17 protein-coding genes are annotated in these 19,184 nt (G+C 49.4%); all 17 read right to left on the bottom strand.

The genetic code is table 11. From position 1 onward, the window contains the following. Positions 1–30 precede the first annotated feature (30 nt). The 17 genes from SELR_RS05900 to SELR_RS05815 all read right to left on the bottom strand — a co-directional run bounded on the left by SELR_RS05900 (position 31) and on the right by SELR_RS05815 (position 19,184). Positions 31–879, bottom strand: a complete 849-nt coding sequence (locus SELR_RS05900; protein WP_014424297.1) for a 4-hydroxybenzoate octaprenyltransferase — start codon at positions 877–879, stop codon at positions 31–33. Continuing rightward, a complete protein-coding gene (locus SELR_RS05895; protein ID WP_014424296.1) occupies positions 876–2,336 on the bottom strand; it encodes a menaquinone biosynthesis decarboxylase in 1,461 nt (486 codons plus the stop codon). The genes SELR_RS05900 and SELR_RS05895 overlap by 4 nt, the downstream gene beginning before the upstream one ends. Before the next feature lie 15 nt (positions 2,337–2,351). Beyond that, positions 2,352–3,125: a twin-arginine translocase subunit TatC gene (gene tatC, locus SELR_RS05890; RefSeq protein ID WP_014424295.1), complete on the bottom strand. Its 774-nt coding sequence runs from the start codon at positions 3,123–3,125 to the stop codon at positions 2,352–2,354. 13 nt (positions 3,126–3,138) lie between these two features. Next, positions 3,139–3,357 carry a Sec-independent protein translocase subunit TatA/TatB gene (locus tag SELR_RS05885; RefSeq protein ID WP_014424294.1) on the bottom strand — a complete coding sequence of 73 codons (219 nt, stop codon included), beginning with the start codon at positions 3,355–3,357 and terminating at the stop codon, positions 3,139–3,141. A 181-nt stretch (positions 3,358–3,538) separates the two neighbouring features. Next, a complete protein-coding gene (locus SELR_RS05880; protein ID WP_014424293.1) occupies positions 3,539–4,570 on the bottom strand; it encodes an aspartate-semialdehyde dehydrogenase in 1,032 nt (343 codons plus the stop codon). A gap of 41 nt (positions 4,571–4,611) precedes the next feature. Next, a complete protein-coding gene (gene dapB / locus SELR_RS05875; RefSeq protein WP_014424292.1) occupies positions 4,612–5,406 on the bottom strand; it encodes a 4-hydroxy-tetrahydrodipicolinate reductase in 795 nt (264 codons plus the stop codon). An 86-nt stretch (positions 5,407–5,492) separates the two neighbouring features. Further along, positions 5,493–7,559 (bottom strand): ATP-dependent DNA helicase RecG, encoded by a 2,067-nt coding sequence (gene recG, locus SELR_RS05870; RefSeq protein WP_014424291.1) that lies wholly within the window; start codon positions 7,557–7,559, stop codon positions 5,493–5,495. Between the two features lie 120 nt (positions 7,560–7,679). Further along, entirely contained in the window at positions 7,680–8,414 is a 735-nt protein-coding gene (gene pflA / locus SELR_RS05865; RefSeq protein ID WP_014424290.1) for a pyruvate formate-lyase-activating protein, read from the bottom strand. A gap of 1 nt (position 8,415) precedes the next feature. Further along, entirely contained in the window at positions 8,416–10,647 is a 2,232-nt protein-coding gene (gene pflB, locus SELR_RS05860) for a formate C-acetyltransferase (RefSeq protein WP_014424289.1), read from the bottom strand. 275 nt (positions 10,648–10,922) lie between these two features. Next, positions 10,923–11,375 (bottom strand): hypothetical protein, encoded by a 453-nt coding sequence (locus tag SELR_RS05855; protein ID WP_014424288.1) that lies wholly within the window; start codon positions 11,373–11,375, stop codon positions 10,923–10,925. 408 nt (positions 11,376–11,783) lie between these two features. Further along, positions 11,784–12,995 (bottom strand): phage tail tip lysozyme, encoded by a 1,212-nt coding sequence (locus SELR_RS19450; protein WP_014424287.1) that lies wholly within the window; start codon positions 12,993–12,995, stop codon positions 11,784–11,786. 29 nt (positions 12,996–13,024) lie between these two features. After that, entirely contained in the window at positions 13,025–13,492 is a 468-nt protein-coding gene (locus SELR_RS05840) for a phage holin family protein (protein WP_050992746.1), read from the bottom strand. Beyond that, positions 13,489–15,264 carry a hypothetical protein gene (locus SELR_RS05835; RefSeq protein WP_158645772.1) on the bottom strand — a complete coding sequence of 592 codons (1,776 nt, stop codon included), beginning with the start codon at positions 15,262–15,264 and terminating at the stop codon, positions 13,489–13,491. The genes SELR_RS05840 and SELR_RS05835 overlap by 4 nt, the downstream gene beginning before the upstream one ends. Continuing rightward, a complete protein-coding gene (locus SELR_RS05830) occupies positions 15,257–15,487 on the bottom strand; it encodes a hypothetical protein (RefSeq protein WP_014424284.1) in 231 nt (76 codons plus the stop codon). Before SELR_RS05830 ends, SELR_RS05835 begins: the two co-directional genes overlap by 8 nt. Further along, a complete protein-coding gene (locus tag SELR_RS05825; protein WP_014424283.1) occupies positions 15,487–18,438 on the bottom strand; it encodes a hypothetical protein in 2,952 nt (983 codons plus the stop codon). Before SELR_RS05825 ends, SELR_RS05830 begins: the two co-directional genes overlap by 1 nt. 13 nt (positions 18,439–18,451) lie before the next feature. Beyond that, positions 18,452–18,847 carry a hypothetical protein gene (locus SELR_RS05820; protein ID WP_041914287.1) on the bottom strand — a complete coding sequence of 132 codons (396 nt, stop codon included), beginning with the start codon at positions 18,845–18,847 and terminating at the stop codon, positions 18,452–18,454. Between the two features lies 1 nt (position 18,848). Then, the gene (locus SELR_RS05815) at positions 18,849–19,184 is read right to left on the bottom strand and encodes a hypothetical protein (RefSeq protein WP_050992745.1); all 336 of its coding nucleotides are present in this window, start codon (positions 19,182–19,184) and stop codon (positions 18,849–18,851) included.

The following is a 19,184-nucleotide window of genomic DNA, read 5'->3' as shown; positions in this document are numbered from 1 at the left end:
ATGTCAAAAGTCAACGTCAACTGTCAAATATCAAAAAATGTAGCTCAGCCAGGCACAGGCAAAGATGGCTACGGACACAATGCCGTTGCGCATGAAATATCCCTGGGTTACCCGGCTGAAATCCGTGGGGCTCACAATGCGGTGCTGATAAATGAGCGTACCAGCCGCAATGCCCACGCCAATAAAATACAACTGCCCCAGGGTAAGCATTACCCCCACAGCAAAGAAGCAGGCGATGCAGACAACATGCATGGCCGCCGACAGGCGGAAGGCATTGTTTGCTCCGTACTCTGTGGCCAGTGAATGCAGTCCCTGACTCTTGTCAAACTCCTCGTCCTGGGCACCGTACATGGCATCAAAGGCACCAATCCAAAGGGCCACCGCAATGCACAGCAGCACCATGGGCATGGTAATCTGCCCGCTGACGCCTACCCAGCCTCCCGCAGGCGCCATACCAATGGCCACGCCCAAAAAGAGATGGCACCAACCGGTAAAGCGCTTAGTGAACGGATAAATCATAAAGGGCAGCGCCGCCAGAGGCAACAGATAAATGCAGATCGGATGCAGATGGAGCACCGAAAGAACCATCAACAACAGGCAAATTCCGATGAAGACTTTAGCCTCTCTTTTGCTGATGCGCCCCTGCACCATGGCCCGATAGCTCATGCGGGGCTGCTGGCTGTCATATTTGAGATCAGCCAGATTATCCATGGCCAGCGCTGCCGCCCGCCCCGTGGTAATAGCCAGGGCAATCCAAAACAAATCGTGGAAACTGGGCCTGCCCCCTGCCGCCAGGACCGCCCCCATAAAGGCAAAGGGCAAGTCAAAGATGGTGTGGTGCAGGGCCACGTTATTAATATGGGCTTTTATATCAATCAATCCAGACCAAGCTCCTTCCACTTGGCGTCAACCCTGGCCTTGATTTCCTCGCTCATATTGATTTCCTCCGGCCATTCGCGGGTATGGCCTTCCTCCGGCCAGGTCTTGGTGGCATCAATGCCCATCTTGGAACCCCATTTCGCCATAGGCGAGGAATGATCCAGAACATCCAGCGGGCCTTCCACGATTTCCAGATCGTGCTTGGCATCGATATTATTATACACCCGCCACCATACTTCTTTCAAATCCTGTACGTTCACATGGGCATCCACCACGATGATCATCTTGACGTTCATCATCTGGCCCATGCCCCAGAGTGCATGCATGACCTTACGGGCCTGCATGGGGTACTGCTTCTTGATGGACACGATGCAGCAGTCATGGAACACGCCTTCCAGCGGCATATTGATATCGATGATTTCCGGCTGCATCTGCTGCAACAGCGGCAGGAAGATGCGTTCCGTAGCTTTGGCCAGATAGCAGTCCTCCATAGGAGGCTTGCCCACCACCGTGGAGAAGTAGATTGGGTCTTTCCGGTGGGTGATGGCCGTGATATGGAACACGGGATAATCGTCCGCCAGGGAATAATAGCCTGTATGGTCGCCAAAAGGGCCTTCCCGGCGCTTCTCATCCGTCAGCACATAGCCTTCGAGAATGATTTCCGCCGTAGCCGGCACTTCGATATCCACGGTCTTGCACTTGACCATTTCCACGGATTTATGCCGCAGGAAACCGGCGAAGACCATCTCGTCGATGTCCCGGGGCAGCGGTGCCGTTGCCGCATAGGTAATCACAGGATCTGTACCGATGGCCACAGCCGCTTCGATGCGGTCGCCGCCCTGGGCCTTCATATCCCGGAAATTCTCGGCGCCGTTCTTATGGATATGCCAATGCATGCCCGTGGTGCGGCTGTCGTATTTCTGCAGGCGGTACATGCCCACATTGCGCTTACCCGTCTTTGGGTTTTTGGTGAACACCAGCGGCAAGGTCACGAAGGGGCCGCCATCATCCGGCCAGCATTTGAGGATGGGGATTTCATCCAAGTTCGGATTTTCCGTCTCCACCACTTCCTGGCAGGGCGCATTCTTCACGTATTTTGGGAAGTTGATGGCCCGCTTGATCATGGGGATCATAGTCACAACGCTCATCTTGTTCTGCAGGGAAACATAGGGAAGCTTCAGCATCTCCCGCAGCTCATCCCCCACATCATCGAGCTTTTCCACGCCCAGGGCCATGGCCATACGCTCATAGCTGCCAAAGGCATTCATGAGCACAGGCATCTTGGAGCCCTTGACATTCTCAAAGAGCAGGGCGACATTCTTGTCCCCTTCCATCTTGGATACCCGGTCGGTGATCTCCGTAATCTCCAGCTCGGGATCCACCTCGGTCTTTATGCGCTTCAAGAGCCCCTTGGACTCCAAATCGGCCATAAACTCCCGCAAATCCTTATAAGCCAAGCAAATACCTCCTTTTTATCTGCGTAAAATATAACGAACAATAAAATAGCCTACTTCATAGAGTACAATGATTGGCAAGGCAATCATGGACTGGGTGAATACATCCGGCGTCGGCGTGATGATTGCCCCCACCACGAAGGATAGGAAGATGATGATCCGCTGATACTTCTTGAGAAAGGCGGAAGTGATCAGCCCCAGTTTCCCCATGATGGTCATGACCAGCGGCAATTCAAAGATAAAGCCAAAGGGCAGCACAAACATGATGACAAAGTCAAAGTATTTGTTTACGGATAATAATGCCTCCAGCTCCGTATTGCCGAAGCCCAAGAAAAACTTGATGCCCGCCGGCAATACCAGGAAAAAGGAAAAAGCCAGCCCACAGAAAAAAAGAACGACTGATGTCGGTACCACGATACCAAGCACCATGCGTTCCCTGGTGGTCAGGGCCGGCAGGAAAAACCGCCATACCTGCCAAAAGATAATAGGCAGTGCCAAGAGGAACCCGGCCACACAGGCCACCTTCAGATAGGTGAAGAAGGCTTCCGCAGGCTGCATATAATAGAGCTTGCCTGCAGGCAGGGTGATATAGTGCATGATGTCCTGAATGAAAAAGTAGCCCACGCAGCTGCCAATGGCCGTCGCCACCAGGCACTTGATAAGCCGGCTCCTGAGCTCCGTCAGATGGGCGATCAGGGACATGCTGCCGTCGTCCAGCACCACTTCGGCATCTGCCGGGGCGCCAATCTGCTTTGGCGCCTCGATTTCTTCATATTTTTGTTCTTCTGCCATCTACACCACCAGCTTACTGCTTCGTCTGCTGGTCAGCCTTAGGCAGTTCTTTCGGCTGCTCGGTCACGTTCAACATCTGCTGCTCTTCCGGTTTCTTGCTTTCCTCAGCCACACCGGACTTGAATTCCTTGATGCCCTTGCCCAGTGCCTTGCCGATTTCCGGCAGCTTGCTCGGGCCAAACACGATCAATGCTACGAGCACCAGCGCACCTGCAGTATATGGACTAATCATGATAATTCCTCCTAAAACCGTTAATCTTTCTACACCTATCCATTATAGCGAAAATCAAGAAAAATCTCAATGTCACCAGAGGCAAGTTTCCAATAGGATTTTATTATAACTCCATAAACTTCTCATATGCATAAGAAAAGGACCGACAGTCATACTGCCAGTCCCATATCATCAATGGCGCTTACACCATTTCATGTTCAATCATATATTCAGCAATCTGCAGAGCATTGAGAGCTGCGCCCTTGCGGATCTGGTCACCGCAGATCCACATGTTCAGGCCATTCTCGATGGAATAGTCCTTGCGCAGACGGCCAACCGCTACATCATTCTTGCCAGAGGTTTCCAGCGGCTGCGGATAGAGCTGTTCATCCGGATTGTCCACCACTTCAACACCCGGGAAAGCTGCGAGGGCCTTGCGGGCAGCTTCGACGCTGACTTCGTCCGCAAATTCCACGTTGACGGATTCCGCATGGCTGCGGTATACCGGCACGCGGATGGTGGTAGCCGTAATGCGCATATCCTGATCGCTCATGATCTTCTTTGTCTCGTCGATCATCTTCATTTCCTCTTTGGTGTAGAGGTTTTCCTTGAAGACATCGATCTGCGGCAGCAGGTTGAAGGCAATCTGATAATGTTTCTTGAGGGCAGCACCCGGCAGGATATTGGCCGTAACAGGCTTGCCTGCTACGATATCGGCCACCTGCTGCTCAAGCTCTGCCATGGCTTCCTTGCCGCCACCGGATACGGCCTGATAGGTGGAAACAACCACGCGCTTGATCTTGGAAATATCATAGAGCGGCTTCAGGGCCATGACCATGATGATCGTGGAGCAGTTCGGATTGGCAATGATGCCCTTATGCTGGGCAATGGCTTCCGGGTTGACTTCCGGCACAACCAGAGGAACTTCCGGGTCCATGCGGAAGGTGCTGGAGTTATCGATAACCACAGCACCAGCCTTTACAGCAGCCGGAGCGAACTCCTTGCTGGCGCTGCCGCCAGCGAACAGAGCGATGTCCACGCCTTTGAAGGAATCCACCGTAGCTTCCTCAACCGTGTATTCCTTGCCCATGAACTGGATTTTTTTACCGGCGCTGCGCTTGGAAGCCAGCATCTTCAAATCGGCAAAGGGGAAATTACGTTCCTCGATAAGGTTCAGGAATTCCTGACCAACGGCACCCGTTGCCCCCAAGATTGCCACATTATACTTTTTCATTAACCTTCATCCTTTCGCTGCTTATGCCTTTTTTGTGTTATTTAAAACTCCAGGAGTTTATCCAAACCGACAGTCAAGCCCTTGAGACCGCGAACCTTCTGCGCAGCCAGCACGACACCGGGCATAAAGGATTCCCGGTTCAGGGAATCATGACGGATCGTAAGGGTCTGTCCCAGACCGCCGAAGATGACTTCCTGATGAGCCACATAGCCCGGCAGGCGTACGCTATGGATATGCATGCCCTCGTAATCGGCACCACGGGCACCTGCAATCTTTTCCTTTTCCTCCGGATGGCCCTGCTTATGTGCCGCCCGCACCTCGGCAATCATCGCCGCCGTCTGCACCGCCGTCCCCGAGGGAGCATCGAGTTTATTGTCATGATGGAGTTCAATGATCTCCACCTCAGGCATGTATTTTGCCGCCTGCTTGGCCATAACCATCATCAGGACCGCACCGATGGCAAAATTCGGCGCGATAAAGGCTGGCGTGTCATTTTCTTCTGCCAGCTTGCGGATTTCTGTCTTCTGCTCCTCGCTGAGCCCCGTCGTACCCACCACCGGACTGACCTTGGCCTTGAGTGCCGCCATCACATTGTCAAAGACCACATCCGGACGGGTGAAGTCAATCATAACTTCCGGCTTGAGCCGTTCCAAAGCTGCGGTGAGATCCGTTTCCACCGTCACATTGTTTTTCGGCAAGCCGACCAGTTCACCGCAGTCAGCACCGCCACGGATATCCACAGCGCCGACCAGCTGCAGATCCTCCGCTTCCTGCACAGCCTTCAACACGGCCTGCCCCATGCGGCCACAGGCACCATTCACCAATACTGTTACCAAGATACACGCCTCCCATGCATGTTTAAGCTGAAAATATTGTATACTATGTCTATGTGTTATGTCAAGATGTTCTCGACAAAAATACATCAAATATCCGTGATATTTTCGAACTGCTCCTTATACTGCAGCGCCAGAATCGGCAGGATGTCCTGCCGTTCCTCACGGCTGGCCACGGTTTCCTGGGCCGCCTGCCGGGCTTGTAGCAGGATGTCCATATCCCCCAGCACATCCGCCACCTTCAGATCCGGCAGGCCATGCTGCATGGAACCGAAGAACTGCCCCGGGCCCCGCAGGCGCAGATCTTCTTCCGCCAGCTTGAATCCATCACTGGTCTCGGCCATGATCTTGAGGCGCTCCCGGGCATTTTCCGTCTTCATCTCCGACACGAGAATGCAGTAGGATTTATACTGCCCGCGGCCAATGCGTCCCCGCAGCTGATGCAGCTGAGCCAGGCCAAAGCGTTCCGCATGCTCCACCACCATGATGCTGGCATTGGGCACATTGACCCCCACCTCGATTACCGTAGTGGATACCAAAAGTTTTATCTTATCTTCATAGAAATCCTGCATCACCTGCTCTTTTTCCGCCGCCTTCATCCTGCCATGGACAAGACCGCAAGGCATATCCCGGAAAATCCCATAGCACAGTTCGTCATAGACTTCTTCGGCAGAGGGCAGATCGCTTTCCTCGTTCATCTCAATCAAGGGACAGACCACATAGGCCTGCCGCCCGGCGGCCAATTGCTGATGCACATAATCATAGATCAGATCCCGCCTATCCGGCTTGCGCACAAAGGTACGGATGGGCTGACGCCCCGGCGGCAGCTGCTGAATCAGGGACACATCCAGATCCCCATAGACGGTCAAGGTCATGGTGCGGGGAATCGGCGTTGCCGTCATGACCAATACATCCGGCATAAGATGTCCCTTCTTCTCCAGCTCCGCCCGCTGGGCGATGCCAAAGCGGTGCTGCTCATCGGTGACCACCAGACCGAGTTTGGCAAAATCCACGCCTTCCTGAATCAGCGCATGGGTGCCAATCACAATATCCACTTCCTGCGCCGCAATCCTGGCGTACATTTCCTCCCGCTTCTTTTTCGTCAGCCGCCCGGACAGGAAACCGATGCGAATCCCCAAGGGCTCCAATTGCCAGAGGAAGCCTTCATAATGCTGGCTGGCCAGGATTTCCGTGGGCGCCATCAGTGCCCCCTGATAGCCGTTTTCCACGGTTTTCACCAGCGCCAGCATGGCGATGACGGTCTTGCCGGAGCCCACATCACCCTGCACCAAGCGCCGCATGGGCAGGGGACTTTCCATATCCCGCTGGATTTCCTGCCAAGTCCGGGCCTGGTCATCCGTCAGCCGGAAGGGCAAAGCCGCCTGAACCTTGGCCACCAGCTCACTGCTGAGCAGATGCCGGATGCCCTTGCTGTTCTCCCGCGCCTGCCGCTTGAGCAGCAACAGCCCGCATTGGATCAGGTAGAGTTCTTCAAACGCCAGATGCTTCCGCGCCGCCTGTAACACCGAAAAATCTGCGGGGAAATGCATATCCCGCAACGCCTGTTGACGCGTCAGCAAACCATAAGCCTTCATCACCCGCGGGGGAATCAGATCATGGATGGCGAGTTCTTCCGCGAACAGGCCGGCAATGACCTTGCGGAAGAATTTCTGATTGAGCTTTTCCGTAGCGGGATAAACCGGCACAATGCCCGTCCGGCTCTCCGGTTCTGCCTCCTCATCCAGAATCTCGAAGCTGTGCAATTGGCTCATGGCAAACTGTCCCCGCCCGCCATAGGCATAGGCAGCCTTGCCGGTCACAAAGACTTTTTTGCCCACCTTCAGCTTGTTTTTCAGATACTTCTGATTGAACCAGGTAACCTGCAGCATCCCTGTGCCATCACCAATCAGCGCCATCAATATGGTCATGCCCCGCCGGCCGCCCTGCCGCTCGGAAACATTCATAATCGTGCCTGCCACCGTCACCGTTTCTCCAGCCTGCAGTTCTGATATTTTCGTCAGCACACTCTGGTCTTCATAGGTACGGGGAAAATACGTCAGCAGATCATAAACCGTACGCAGCCCCAGCCGCTTCAGCTCCGCCGTTTTTTTCGGGCCCACGCCCTTCACATATTGTATCGAATCCGTCAGTTGCAAATCATCACATCCAAAATTCTTTGTCCAAAATATCTCCTTCTATTATAAACACCTGCCCTTGTCACCGCAAATAAAAGAAAGCTGCCCCTTGATGAGACAGCTTCGCTTCATTTATTCGATTCAGTTTTCCGTCGCAGCCAGCCTGATCCCGGCCTGACGCAGGGACTGGCGGAAAGAATCCACCTCGCCCTTGGACGGTTCCGGTACATCCCGTAACGTATAGTCCCAGCCGAGTTCATCCCATTTGACAATGCCCATGGTATGATAGGGCAGGACCTCCACCTCCACAGTCTGCGGCAAAGCATGCACAATGCCGATAAGGGCAGCCAGACTATCCTTGCCATCCGTGTAGCCGGGAATCAGTACATAGCGCAAAGTCACCGGCTTGCGGGCCGCAATCAACCGCAGATTCGCCAGGATATCTTTACGCTTGGCCTTGGTCAAATCATGATAGCTCCCCTCCGTACTGCCCTTCAGCGAAAACAGTACCCGATCGACATAGGGCAGCACCTGCATGACAGCCTCTTTGCCGGCCAGCCCGCAGGTATCGATGACTGTATGCCAGCCCCGGGCTTTGGCCTTGGCCAGCAGCTCCGCCACAAACTCCGGCTGCAGCAGCGGTTCCCCGCCGGAAACGGTGATACCGCCCCCCGAGGAATCGTAGAACTGACGATAGTCCTCAGCCTCCTGCAATACTTCCTCTGCCGTGATCAGCTGCTGTCCCTGGGCCCAAGTGTCGGGATTGTGGCAGAACGCACAGCCCATCCGGCAGCCGGCCAGGAACAGCACATAGCGGATACCCGGGCCGTCCATCGTGCCAAAGGTGAGCTTAGAATGATAGAATCCCTTTACCATCTTACATTGTTTCGTAGAAGGTACGCTGAATCACTTCCAGCTGATGCGGACGGTCAAGCTTGATGAAGTTCACCGCATAACCGGAAACACGGATGGTCAGCTGCGGATAATTCTCCGGATGCTCCATGGCATCTTCCAGCACGGCCCGATCCAATACATTGATATTGATATGATGGGCTTCGTAGCCGCTGTAACCATCCAACATCGCCGTGAGATTCTGCACCCGAATCTCCTCGGTCTTGCCCAATGCCGACGGAATCATAGAGAAAGTATAGGAGATACCATCCCGACAGTCCGCATAATCCAGATGGGCAATGGACTTCATGGCAGCCAGTGCCCCGCTCTTATCCCGGCCATGCATGGGGTTCGCCCCCGGAGCCAGCGGCTCGCCAAGCTTGCGGCCATCCGGCGTCGTGCCCGTCTTCTTGCCGTACATGACATTGGACGTGATGGTCAGGATGGACAGGGTGTGCTCTGCACCGCGATAAGCCTTGTGCTTGCGGAGCTCCGTGATGAACTCATGGGTCAATTCATGCGCCAGTTCATCTACGCGAGGATCGTTGTTGCCAAATTTCGGGAAGTCACCTTCCACTTTGAAATCCGTCGCTACGCCGAATTCATTGCGGATGGACGTCACCCTGGCATACTTGATGGCCGACAGGGAATCCACCGCACAGGACAGACCTGCCACGCCGAAGGCCATCAGACGTTCGATCTTGCTGTCATGGAGGGCCATCTGGCCAGCTTCATAAGCATGCAGGTCATGGGAATAGTGGATCACATTCATGGTGTCCACATAGAGCTCGGCCAGCCATGCCAGCACCTGGGAATATTTATGGCGGACTTCCGCATAATCCAGCACCTCACCCGTGGGCAGGGGGATTTCCGGTGCCAGCTGCTCATTGCTCTTCTCATCCTTGCCACCATTGATGGCCAGCAGCAAGGATTTGGCCAGGTTGGCCCGGGCACCGAAGAACTGCATCATCTTGCCCAGCTTCATGGCCGATACGCAGCAGGTGATGCCATAGTCATCGCCATAAGCCGGACGCATCACTTCATCATTTTCATACTGGATGGCGCTGGTCTTGATGGAGATCTCAGCCGCATACTTCTTGAAGCCAGCCGGCAGACGCTTGGACCAGAGCACCGTAAGGTTCGGTTCCGGGGAGGGGCCGAGATTTTCCAGCGTATGCAGGATACGGAAGGAGTTCTTCGTGACCAAGGTACGGCCATCTTCCCCCATGCCGCCTACGGACTCCGTCACCCAGATGGGATCGCCGGCAAAGAGCTCATTATATTCCGGCGTACGCAGCATGCGCACCATGCGCAGCTTGATGACCAGCTGATCCATAAGCTCCTGGGCTTCCGCTTCCGTAATGACACCACTTGCCAGATCCCGTTCCATATAGATATCCAGGAAGGTGCTCACACGGCCGATGGACATGGCCGCGCCATTCTGCTCCTTGACGGAAGCCAGATAGCCGAAATACACCCACTGCACAGCTTCTTTGGCGTTCTTTGCCGGCACGCTGATGTCAAAGCCATAGCTCTTAGCCATGGTCTTAAGATCATTCAAGGCCTTGATCTGCTGGGCAATCTCGCTGCGGGCACGCATCTTCTCCGCATCCATGGCCCCGCCGTACATCTCTTCCTTATCCAGCTTCTTCTGCTCGATCAGACGATCCACACCATAGAGCGCCACCCGGCGATAGTCGCCAATGATGCGGCCACGGCCATAAGCATCGGGCAGACCGGTGAGCAGGCCTAAATGACGGGCCTTGCGCATTTCCGGCGTATAGAGCTCAAACACCGCTTCATTATGGGTTTTCACATGTTTGGAATAGATTTCCGTGATCTTGTCGCTGACCTTGTAGCCATAGGCATCTGCCGCCTGCTGGGCCATGCGCAGACCGCCGTTGACGATCAGGCCGCGCTTCAAAGGTGCATCCAGCTGCAAACCGACGACGGTTTCATGTTCCTTATCGATATAACCAGGTGCATGGGAGATAGTGGTGGAAACCGTTTCGGTATCTACATCCAATACGCCGCCTTTTTTGCGTTCTTCCGCCAGCAGCTTCTTGCATTCCTCCCAGACAGCCGTGGTGTTAGCCGTAGCTTCAGCCAGAAAATCTGCCTCCCCCTCATAAGGCGTATAGTTCTTCTGGATAAAATCACGCACATCAATCTTCGTCTGCCATTTTCCGGGACGGAATCCCTGCCAATTCTCGTTCATAATCTTCCTCCTGCTTTACCGCTTAGACAAACGAATCGCCTGAGCAACGCAATCCGCACTCTGCTCAGGCGATCGTCTATCTAAAAAAGCGTCGGCACAGTTCCCCTTGGCTGCTTAAGAGCAGCCAGTCCTGCGCCTCTATTTTTTATTACCTGCTACTAATTATATCCACTATGGACAATCCTGTCAATATCGCTTAATATGGGAAAATCCTATATCGATATAGTTTCCGCCAAAAAAATAGCTGCCCTGCATTCCTGCAAAGCAACTATCCTTCATGCCATTACAGCCAAATAACGCGACGTGGCCTGTTCCATCATATATTCATAGCACCGGAAGAGATTGTCCAGTACCGAATGACTTTCCTGACAGCGTTTCTGATGAAAATACGCATGTATTGCCTGACGGGCAGCAATGTCATCTTCATCATAGATATCCATCAGCAAGCCTTTGCTGACTGCATGGTGGTGGCTTTTTTCCTCGGACATAGGCGCCAATAACAACTGATATAGCCTGGCAATCCGCTCTGAAAAATCCGCGACATCTTTAGCCGGGTGCTTCTTGAAATGAATGGACAGAATCTGCCCCACAAGCATCTTCATGTCCTCCCATTTGTCCTCGTTCATAACCCAGCGCTTCTGATGCCGTAAATCCTTCTCGATGTATGCATAGGCTCTCAAACGCTCAGCCCAGGAGGTTGACAACAGCCATCGATAAAAATTTTCCACAGTAATCCCTCTCTTTCTCAGTGACTACCTGTCGGGTGCATCTTATCGATCCCAGATCCACCTGAAACCGCTGTTGTCATTACGGCTTCAAACCTTCTCATTTCAATCCTCTCGTCTCCTTAGTTCTATAGTCCTATTTTACACTAAAATGACAATTTTCGCAATACTAAAACGAAGTATACTTAATAAAAAGAGGCCGCTGTCTGCGACCTCCTGCTGCCTTATTCAGCGCTCATATGCGACTCTTCCAAAGCCTGCAATTCCTTATCCCGCTCTGTCACCGGCTGCCTTCTCGTCAGCATCATGGCATCCCCTATGTACTGCTAAGTACACAGTATTGTTTACTTCTACTACTGGCCCATATCGACATCATGCCGTATGGGCCTTTCTTTGATTGATAAGCCTTCATCAGTACAGGCCAGCTCTATCATTGACCACAAAAACACGTATCATTTCCAATGTCAAATCCAGATTGTCCTTACCGCTGGTTCCGCCCAGCAAACCTTTATCAATCATTTTCTGGATTGTCGGCTGCGCCCATTCCGGCACCTCTGCTACATTATTATATCGCATGGATTCTTCCTCCTCCATCACCAGCTTATTGGTCAAGGCAAAATCATCATAATAGTCCTGCCCGTACCCAGCCCGGATTGACTGTACTGCTTCACTCTGATCTGCAGGACGTTCAAAATCAAATAGAACCGCATTGCTGGCCTCTTGAACGGAGCCAGCCTCGGCAAGTTTATCCATCAGCGATTGATTCAGTTGTAATTCCTGCCACAAGAATTCCAGCTGCATATCCAAATCACCGATAGATTTTCCTTTAGCTCTGGCATATTTCAGCAAGCCCGCCTTCCGGCTATAGTATGTCCACTGAGCCAGCCCATACCCTGCTCTATCATGCACAAAATTCGGATATTCGCCGGCATCTACAGCGCACGTATATTCATCGTCCGACATTCCCAGTTTGCACTCGTAGTAGTCTTCCAGATTGGTAGGGATGAGACCACTCTCCGCATAGAGATTTCCCATAATACCAGCTGCTGCATAATCACTAAGCCCTTTCCCCTTCAGAAACTGCCAAATCCGTTCCTCAGGCAAAGTTTTGTCCGCAGCCTTATCTTGTGACACATTGCCATACCTGTACCAGTTGGCCTTGCCAGTTATTGTGCCATCATCCAGCAATGCCTGCAGATTTACACCTGGGCAGTCTGTGGCCATGAGCTCCCCATGGCCAACAACGTGTTCCCGGTCTATAGGAATGCCATAAGCAGCACTCAGGCTGGCAATAAGCATCGCACACTTTTCAATCTGCTCATCTGTTGGGGCAACGTGCAAAAAATCTCCCGATAAATGCACACCTATGGTATGATCGTTTTCACCATAAGCATGGCTGCCAACTGCCCATTCCGGGCGCCCTCTCTCAATCGTGCCATTTTTGCGGATAACATAATGATAGCCAATGCCCGCCCAGCCGTTGTTAAGATGCCATCCATGAATCTGCTCAGCCGAAGCATCCATATCCGGTGAGCCTGTATGATGGATTACAATCATGTCTGTACAGCTGCGCTTGGACAAGCTTGAAAAGTCAAGATTGGTCTCTACAATATCAACGTTCATCCTCTTTCTCCTTTACAATCCCGCTGTTATCAAAATTTCCTTCCTTTAATATTGCCCCTCCTTTTTTTCTCCTGAGCCAGCTTCTTCAACTTATTCTTAATAGCATCCGGCACCGGCACACCACATATGCTAAGGTTTTCTACGATAGACACGCCCTCGTTTCCCAGCATCGAAAATGTGATGAGCTGGCAAAATACAGTCTGTCCCAGCGCATAATCAAGCCAATGACCGAAAGCGACAAATGTCACCAGCGCCAGCTTTTTTATGATGCCGCGCAGGCCTCGCTCACTTGATATTTCTGCCCCTGGCCGCATATATGCGGCCATCACGCCTGTCAGGTAATCAATAGCAATGAATATCGCCAGCGCCTCCAATGATTGAGTCCATTCTCCAAAAAGATATGCTGCCAACGCTCCTGCGCCTCCTGTCAACGCCCCCCATTCCAATTCCAAACGAACTGGGATAAGAGATTTTAGAATAGATATTAGCTCATTCAATTTAACCACCTCCTACCACGTCTTATAATAGGCTTTACTTTTTTCATTACTGATAATCGTAGGTTTTGAGAATGTGTCCCCAACACTTTTTTTCTATTCCCTTGTATTACTGCAATCTCACCGTCATGCCACATATCGCCTCTATGAGAATAAATATATCCACGGCGCAAATTACATAAACAGATATGAGGAATAAAATGATATCTCGGCTCAGTTATCGTGAAACCATTTAAAGAGCCGGATACATAATATCCTGGATAGTCATTTGTATGAGCTGTTTCTGTAGTGCCATTACTATATTCCCTTATAACATCCCAGCCATCACCATTTCGTAAGTTGATATAATTACTACGGGGAGCAGGTTTTACGTAATATGCATCATACAACCCATCTAAACGATTCATAATTATCGATTCGTTATCTTTTTGAATATCGAATAGCGAAAATATATTAGTAATTGCGGAATATCCTTCATTCAACGATATTCCAAAAGGCACGGTACTTCCTATTGTTTCTGCGTCAATATGTTCCGTGACTGTTGTTAGAGCCTCTACAGGTCTCAACATATTTGATTCTACGATATCTCCATGTAACACTGCGCCGTAAAGCCCCTCTGCTACGTCCGCAGGGTCTGCATTTTGGGGAGCAACAATTCCACCTTGATACGTTACAGTTCCTCTTGTCGGATACTCAAAAATATAATTGTATATAGGCGAATCCATATTGACCCATTCTATAGTTCCGGTTGTATTATAACTAACATCGTTCGCACCCATTTCTATTCGTTTCTGTAATAATGTTGTACCTCCATTAGATTTTATTTTGACGATAAATAATGCATTCTCTAACGGAATTTCAAAATCAGCATTTTGTTTTTCTACAGTTTCGACTGTAGCTGTAGTTGTACAAGTTTGATCGTACACAAAATATGCCAGTCCACCAGCTATACCTCTTTTTCCAACAAAAACAGGTTCGCCTATAGTTAATCCCCCATAATAATCCCCACCTTTCGCTTCCTCGGACATATACGTTTTTTGTGAAGGTTCCCGAAGCAATGTCCCTTTTAACGAGAAGGCTACTACTGCATCCCAGTTTCCCTGTCGGTCAACAAACCGGAAGTCTAAAACTTGCGCAATTATGTAGTCAAATTCACCTGCATTACAAACATTTCTTAATTCTGAGGCAATTAATTCTAAACTAGCATTATCAATAATTTTACATTTATGGATTTGGATGCGTTCATTTATTATTTTATTTACATATATCTGTACATTCGTTGGTATAAAACTACTGGTAAAATTTGTACCGTCAAAACTGACATAATTCCATATAACTTGCGGTTGTTTTGAATCGACGCCTCCGATAAACCATGAGTTTTCATCGTCCTGACATATTTCTGCATCTAAATTCAGATAGTAAATAGATGTTGCTTCTAGTGGGCACTCAAATATTTTTTTGTCGTTGTTGAGAATAAAGCTTTGTCGTAAGTCATTTTCCATATTTAAATCATAATCGTGGTATACACCATTACGCTCCAGCACATATCCATTCAGCCCGCTTTGTGATTTGACAGGAATTTCCCCCGTATAAAACATCGGTTTTATAGATGGCCGAACAGGTACATGTCCGTACACTATCCGGCCATCTGTCCATACCGTGTCTCCCTCGTTAACTGGGAGACGGCCGATCATCCGCAGAGAACGTCCTTTTTCATCAACAACAGCGCCGAGGCTCACAGAGCGTACCCGGACAGGTCTCATATATTCAGACACCTACCACCACCGCCGTTCGTTTATTGTCGGCCAATATGCACCAGACCGCATCGCCATCCTTAAAATATATATCGACTGCCGTAGTGTATGGATATACCGAATCACCGATCACAACACGCCCGCCATGTACAACACCTCGCTTAGCCTTCATCCGTTCCGTTTGTGCAAGGATTGTCTGTGTGACGTAATTTGATACTGCTGATTTCATACTGCTAATACTCATCAATACCACCTCACGAATTGTAACGTCTGCCGATTTACAATATGCTCATTGGCTATCGCGGAATTTGAACGCAGATAATATGTATGCCCATGGAAAATAATCTTATCGTTGAAATCAATAAGATGCGGATAGTCATACAGTTCTACTGTGATAACCTCTTCCGTTTTGCGGTCTAATGCTTTTATCGCATTAGTAATTTCCTCCAGTTTCGACTCTCCGTCGATAGGAAATGACGTATCAATGAGGGATATACCGTGCAGAGTCGTATTGAGCTGTCCTTGCTCATATTCCTCACCGTAATGTGTCAACCCTGATGCCCAATATACCTGACCGCCGCTTCGGAACAAAAAACCGTCACTATATCCGGTATAGTTTCCTTTCGCGTATGGTGTCACCCGGTCGTCGTTGTTTGAGGATGTAACAACTCCCCCCAGCACTCCGCTTTCGTCAACAGAATAAACGTGACTCTGTGTATTTCGTACAGGATCATGATACGTTGTAACCCGGTCAACCTCTACGCCGTTTTCCGTAGTGACCGCCGTTTCCTGGGATAGAAATTTTTTTCCATCTTCCTGTTCCGTATATGTATAATACGTTGTCACCATTTGATTCCCATGCACTACCGTAGTAGTTTGGACAAGGCCGTCATCGTTGAATGTTTTACTGGTGTCCGCGTCTTCCTCTGGATTAACAGGAGTCATGTCCTGATATTCGTCCCAATACTTCACGCCTTTATACGTCGTGACTTCGGTCTTACTCCATGGATCACTACCCCACATCATGCGCACCAATTTCTGACTGGTCGTATGTACAGTAAGATGCTGACCGTCCAATGTAACAGTATTATCCTCATGACCTCGCTGGATAACATAGAGCACCCCGTCGCGCATGTAACAGTTAATCATCAACGTAGGAATGCGGGCCGTCCACCCGAACAGCTCGCTGATAAGTCCGGCATAGTTTGTCCCGGATACAGATTTCGTCTCTAACGTAGAAATCCAATCATCAAAACGCGCATGTAATGACAATCCTAGATTTTCTGCGATAGATTCTATATGTGTACTAGCGGCTGCCGATGCGACGGCCTGTATCTGATAATCCGGATATTTTGCTCTTACCTTCGCCAGTTCGTCGAGATACTCCCCTGACCATTCGTATTCTGTCTGGGGGATTTCATAGGCCAATTGTTGATAAAGGATTTCCTCAATATCTGCTGTACATTTACACGACATCAATATACCGCGCTGACTGGTTTCCTCGATACACACATTTGCCACATAGTCCAGATGTGTTACTGATACATTATCCAATACTGCTGCGTCAATAGTCGCTGTAAACGATACATCATCAACTAACTGCTGTTCTGCCAGTGATATTGATACACTCTGTAATACAGAGCTGTTGTCTGTTATAGTGTGCGGGATTTTTCGCAGCACGTCGCACAGCATATTTACTGTCTGTACTATCTGTCGTTCTACGTCAACAACAATAGCCGCTGAGCGCGATACATCCACAACTGTATCCACGTCTACAATAACATTAATGCCAACTATTCTGCTCGTATCAGCATTAACTATTACTGCATTTTTCAGCGTTCGTTCTATATCTACATCGACAGTGATATCAAGCCCAGGGATGGTGATTTCTCGTTCCGTATCAAAATACTCAACATGTGCACCCTCACCGATACTAAGTTCTACGTTAGAAATAATCAAATTACTAACGTAGATATTGGCACCGTCCATCTGGATATAGACGTTGTCAAAATCAAGACCACCATTTACGTTACCCGTATAAGACAGATGTTCTTTTCCTGTCCAAATCTCAATAAGACCATCCGTACTGTCACTGAGCATGTGCATCAAAAATTGGTATCTATTGCTTTTAGCGTAACAATAATTGCCTAACTGCCTCGTGTTATTGTGCCAAAGCCCATAATTGTTAGTTGTTGTTGGATCTGTAGAGAAGCCATTAACACTGTAAGTAGAATTGTCATTGTATATTCGGATACGGTTATTATTGGCGTAAATATTACTGAAAAAAATATCACAGCGAATCCAAATTTCCTTTGTCGCCGGTATATCAAAGCAAGCACTTCTAGTTGGCTGATAAAACGCCTCGCCAGTCAAGGACACAGACTCAGCCACATCCGTAACTGTAGTACCACCGGTAATAGTCAACAGTTCTGCTGAACCTGGGTTTTCGTATCTCCATTCATACTGTGCATTTCGTACTTTCCGAGCAGTATCTGCGTCAACTGTTATCGCCGCTACATCTATGATTCGTTCTGTGTCTGCGTAAACGACAACGAAATTTGATTCAACAGTTGAAAATGTGCCACTTAACGTACCGTCATTATTATTACCAGAACCGTCCTCTAATATCATATTAGAGACAGTGTTCAACGTTGGCTGGTACTGAACAGATACAGCATTATCAATTTTCAGCTTGAAATTATACAGATCGAATCGAGCGTAAACTTTTTCGCCTGTATATGATGATCCTATGTACAGTTCTGAGGAATTTATTGTTCTGGTCGTATTTAGATAACCAAGGTACTCATTATCCAAATAAACAGAAATAGTGCTATTTTCATACGTAACGCGGATAGTATGGATAGCGCCATCCGCAATAAACCTGTCAGTATCCCAACCAAAATCACCATTACCATTCGTGATTGTTCCGGAAACTACCTGAGATGGATTATTACTGCCTAATAAGCCGCTGAAAATAAACAGTTTTCCTGATTTGATATCGACATGAAAATCTCGTGATTTATATCCGCCGCTGTCATACCCGAAAATACAAGATTGATGGTATATATAATTACTAGAGCTGCTAGAATCGTCTGTCACTAAATCAATTGTCATTTCCCATGAAGACGTATTTGTGACAGAAACAGGAATCGTACAAAATGAATCTGTGCCGTTAAAGCGAAGTCCAATTTCCATTGGAGCCACCCCTTTATACTGCCGCGATAACCGTAGCTACTCTCAGGCTAACGCTACGGTCTGTTGTCGGAGTCTCTGTACTGTCACTGGATGCCTGCGCCCAAAAAACAGTATTTGTATCGTCGATCGTCGTAGATATTGTAATACTATCCGCATACGTGCCGTTTTCTGTTAGGCTCAATTTCCACCGGTCGTCTACATCGCCGTTATCCGAGATAACAGTATTCCCAGATGTCTCGTATCCGGACTCACAGCGGACAGCCAGTTTTATTTTCTTACTTTCGCTTATCGATGCGTCCAGTGTTACATTAATGGGTGAAGTGTAGTCTCCGTCTGTACTAACAACAGTTCCATCCGTTCCACCGGCCGTAGGATTGTTTTTGTAAATGTTGATATATTCGCCAGACATTTTATACCCTCCAAACTTCAAACTCAAGTAAAATATAACCTGGGAATCGCGGCTGATAACTCCACGACTTAATGACAATTCTGCAATTACTCCATACAGCACCAGACTCATCTGTAAACGTCACTAGCGTTCGAGCCTGCCATAATGCCGCAATTAAATCATATGCCGCTTTCGAGAAAAGACAGGACAGGGAAAAATAATCGCCGCTATCAATATGCCCATAATCCTGTACTGTGTTTCCGTTTATCAGCTGTATCCGTTCTATTCGGTCATCTACGTGTACAGTACAGGACTCGGGGGAGCGATAACTTTCGATATTGTTTATTTTGATTTTCAC

It is taken from the genome of Selenomonas ruminantium subsp. lactilytica TAM6421 (assembly GCF_000284095.1).
Classification (GTDB): domain Bacteria; phylum Bacillota; class Negativicutes; order Selenomonadales; family Selenomonadaceae; genus Selenomonas_A; species Selenomonas_A lactilytica.
This window is presented reverse-complemented; position numbering and strand designations above follow the sequence as displayed.

Bases quoted from the DNA above. Each gene is read 5' to 3' on its own strand.
- SELR_RS05880 (WP_014424293.1), bottom strand. From the start codon at position 4,570: ATGAAAAAGTATAATGTGGCAATCTTGGGGGCAACGGGTGCCGTTGGT.
- SELR_RS05820 (WP_041914287.1), bottom strand. From the start codon at position 18,847: ATGTCTGGCGAATATATCAACATTTACAAAAACAATCCTACGGCCGGT.
- pflA (WP_014424290.1), bottom strand. From the start codon at position 8,414: ATGGTAAAGGGATTCTATCATTCTAAGCTCACCTTTGGCACGATGGAC.
- SELR_RS05885 (WP_014424294.1), bottom strand. From the start codon at position 3,357: ATGATTAGTCCATATACTGCAGGTGCGCTGGTGCTCGTAGCATTGATC.
- SELR_RS05825 (WP_014424283.1), bottom strand. From the start codon at position 18,438: ATGGAAATTGGACTTCGCTTTAACGGCACAGATTCATTTTGTACGATT.
- SELR_RS05830 (WP_014424284.1), bottom strand. From the start codon at position 15,487: ATGAGTATTAGCAGTATGAAATCAGCAGTATCAAATTACGTCACACAG.
- tatC (WP_014424295.1), bottom strand. From the start codon at position 3,125: ATGGCAGAAGAACAAAAATATGAAGAAATCGAGGCGCCAAAGCAGATT.
- pflB (WP_014424289.1), bottom strand. From the start codon at position 10,647: ATGAACGAGAATTGGCAGGGATTCCGTCCCGGAAAATGGCAGACGAAG.
- SELR_RS19450 (WP_014424287.1), bottom strand. From the start codon at position 12,995: ATGAACGTTGATATTGTAGAGACCAATCTTGACTTTTCAAGCTTGTCC.